Source organism: Paenibacillus sp. 01L418 (assembly GCF_056400045.1).
In genome coordinates, this window is record NZ_JBFTSN010000605.1 from 1 (window position 1) to 3,045 (window position 3,045).

3 protein-coding genes and 1 pseudogene are annotated in these 3,045 nt (G+C 48.6%); 3 read left to right on the top strand and 1 reads right to left on the bottom strand.

The window, feature by feature from the left end:
• Positions 1 to 564, top strand: a 564-nt coding sequence (locus tag AC1DSE_RS33445; protein WP_477528928.1) for a DUF3502 domain-containing protein, incomplete at its 5' end; no start/stop codon positions are given.
• Between the two features lie 123 nt (positions 565 to 687).
• Here the strand turns inward: AC1DSE_RS33445 and AC1DSE_RS33450 are convergent.
• A pseudogene (locus tag AC1DSE_RS33450) lies at positions 688 to 893 on the bottom strand (transposase); the annotation flags it as partial.
• A gap of 674 nt (positions 894 to 1,567) precedes the next feature.
• Between AC1DSE_RS33450 and AC1DSE_RS33455 the strand changes: the two are divergent.
• Both AC1DSE_RS33455 and AC1DSE_RS33460 read left to right on the top strand, forming a co-directional pair.
• Complete coding sequence (locus tag AC1DSE_RS33455) at positions 1,568 to 2,386, top strand: sugar phosphate isomerase/epimerase family protein (protein ID WP_477510710.1); 819 nt, start codon at positions 1,568 to 1,570, stop codon at positions 2,384 to 2,386.
• Between the two features lie 19 nt (positions 2,387 to 2,405).
• Positions 2,406 to 3,045 (top strand): FAD-dependent oxidoreductase (locus AC1DSE_RS33460; protein WP_477528929.1); only part of this gene is annotated, 640 nt, incomplete at its 3' end.

A 3,045-nucleotide genomic window follows, 5' to 3' on the forward strand; every position in this document is an offset into this window, starting at 1 on the left:
GTACATTTCCGCCCTGCAGCAACAGCGACGTATAATATTACTTCCATTATGTGGAGTATCGCAAGAAACTCGAAGGACCCTGAGAGAGCGATGATGCTGCTGAATATGATGTATACCGATAAAGACTTCATCAACTTGCTGGATTACGGGATTGAGAACAAGCATTACGTGAAGGTTTCCGACAATGTCATTGATTACCCGCAAGGCGTGGATGCAACAAACTCAGGCTACAACCTGCAAATGGGCTGGATGTTTGGCAACCAATCGCTTTCACACATTTGGAATGGCGATGATCCAGAGCTTTGGAATCAGCTGGCTGAGTTTAATAGAAACGCCGTGAAATCAAAAGCGCTTGGCTTTACTTTTAATGCAGATGCCGTCAAAACAGAAATTGCGGCAGTAACGAATGTGCAAAACCAGTACAAAATTGCACTGGAGACCGGAACGGTCGATCCTGTTTCGAAGCTGCCTGAATTCAATAAACAGTTGAAAGCAGCGGGAATAGACAAAATTATCGCAGAGAAACAAAAACAGCTGGACGCTTGGGCGGCAGCTAAAAAATAGGAAGAAGCTGAATGGGGGCTGTCCCATAAGCATCAAGCTCGCTGAGGAATAGCTCACTTTGAACGGGAGTATTGGTAGCAGTACAGGAGAGCTATTCCTGTACTGCTATTTTTCTATTCTGGTCTATGCTTGCTTCATAGGATTATGGGCAAGCGAAAGCCACCCGACCTCCAGACTTACCTTAGGTAAGCTGCGAAGCAGAAACGCCGGAATCCTTGGTTATTCTTTATCTGCCCTAAAATACTTTCGGGTTCAATCATTCGTCTTACCGACAGCGAATATCCTTCCTCGCAGCTCAGTTTTTCCCTTGCTTGCTGCTTGTAGCGCATAATAACTCAGACTGACCATATCCAGCATCGGCGATGATCCTCGTATGATTGTAATGTGCGCGAACCRATAGTAAGAGYAAATAAGTGTAAAAGTGCACCTGTTTTTAACAAACAAGAWTGGAAWGTTGCAAATAGGTGTACTAATACCTCTAATTGATCAGATTTGAAGAAAATTTGGTTAAATAAGTGCATTTCTGCACTTAGATGAAGATGCTGCAGGCGCTGCCGCAAAAGTCTTTGCATCAGGGAAACATCCCCGTTTTCAAATGAAAGGACTTCAAATTCCACTGTATAGTGGAGCTTGAGGTCCTTTTTCTCGATGAAAATAAGTTCTAAGTAGTGCTCAAAAAATCGCAAAATGACTTTTGAGACAGCCCCTTTTTTAGTTATATAAGATCTAAATTATTCAACTTTCGCATTGGTTTCGACTGCTGGAGAGCGTAGCCAGCAAATACAGGATAGCACAAGCCGACTACGAACAAATAGGGCTGCGCAAGGACCTTTCAATTCTTTTTTTAGTGAATGGAGAGATAATCGCATCAAGTTACCAAAAATGGTCATCGGTCTACTCTATTTATGCCGGATGGCAGCTTTTACAATGGTGGTACGCAGTAAGCAATAGCGTTGCCTTTCAACAAAGCGAGGCCATAACAGAGCATGGAGGGAGTTGCAAAATGAAGCTGTCACTTAGCATGTGGAGCATGCACAGAACCGTGAGAGAAAACGGATGGAAGGTGCTGGATTTTCTATCCTTTTGCAAGGATGAAGGGATTGAGGATGTCGAGCTGTTGAATGTGTTCTGGAAGGACGTTCTGGAGGAACTGCCAAGCGTGCTTGCATTTGTGAGAGATAATGGCATCAAGGTGTCCAGCTACGCGGTAGCCAATGATTTCGTCAAGGCAACCGAGGAGGAAAGAGCAGGGGCGCTGAAGGAGATTACGGATGCCTACCCTGTTGCGAAGATACTGGGAACAAACGTCATCCGCGTGTTCTCCGGCAACCTTAGCGACATTGCAACCTACGAAGAAGCGCTGGACTGGATTGTCGATGGACTGAAAGAAGCTGCTGCAGTCGCTGAGAAGGAAGGCTTGGTTCTCTGTTTGGAAAACCACGGAAAGTTAGCGGGAAGCGGCGAGCAGGTCAAAACGATCATCGATCGGGTTGGTTCTCCGGCTCTGCGATCCACGTTTGACACAGGCAATTTTCTGCTCGTAGACGAGCATCCGACAGCCGCGCTTGAGACGCTGCTCCCCTATGTCTCGCATGTTCATTTCAAGGATTTTGAAATGCGTGAAGACGGGCGCTATAAGTCTCTCGGAGGCAAAGCTTTTGAAGGAATCAACCTAGGAGACGGCGATGTTGAATTGGAGAAAATCGTGAACAAGCTGGTGGAGAATGGATACCGCGGAGCGTTTGTTCTTGAATATGAAGGTGTTGGCAGCGAGGCGGAAGGCATTCGGCGCAGCTATGACTATTTTGCAACCATTATTTAACCCCAAAGGAGATAAGTGCATGGAACGAGAAGCAATGGCCGACATCGTAGTTGTAGGAGGAAGCACGGGAGGAGTTGCGGCGGCGCTGGCAGCGGCGAAGTCGGGCAAAACCGTTATCATGACGGAGGAGACGGATTGGATCGGCGGTCAATTAACGAGTCAGGCGGTTCCGCCTGACGAGCATCCCTGGATCGAGTCCTTCGGCTGCACCCGGAGCTATCGCCGCTTTCGCGAGGATATCCGCGCTTATTACCTTGATGCCTTTCCACTCACGACAGCGGCGCGGGAGAACGAACAGCTAAACCCAGGTGGCGGTACGGTCAGCCGTTTATGTCACGAGCCACGCGCGGCGCTTGCCGTTTTGGAGCGTCAGCTTGCTCCTTATGTACATAGCGGGCAGCTGACGATATTGCGCCGCCACGTTCCAGTGAGTGCCCATTGTGATGGCGATGCCATCGTCTCGGTGACGGTTAAAAGCTTGGACAGCGGAAATACGGTGCTGCTGAAGGCTCCATATTTTCTCGACGCTACGGAATGCGGCGACCTGCTTCCACTGGCCGGCGTGGAATACGTTACGGGCGCGGAAGCGCGTGAAGAAACAGGGGAGCCTCATGCTGTAGAAGGTGAGGCGCTGCCGCAAGATATGCAGGGCTTTACCT

Bases quoted from the DNA above. Each gene is read 5' to 3' on its own strand.
- AC1DSE_RS33455 (WP_477510710.1), top strand. From the start codon at position 1,568: ATGAAGCTGTCACTTAGCATGTGGAGCATGCACAGAACCGTGAGAGAA.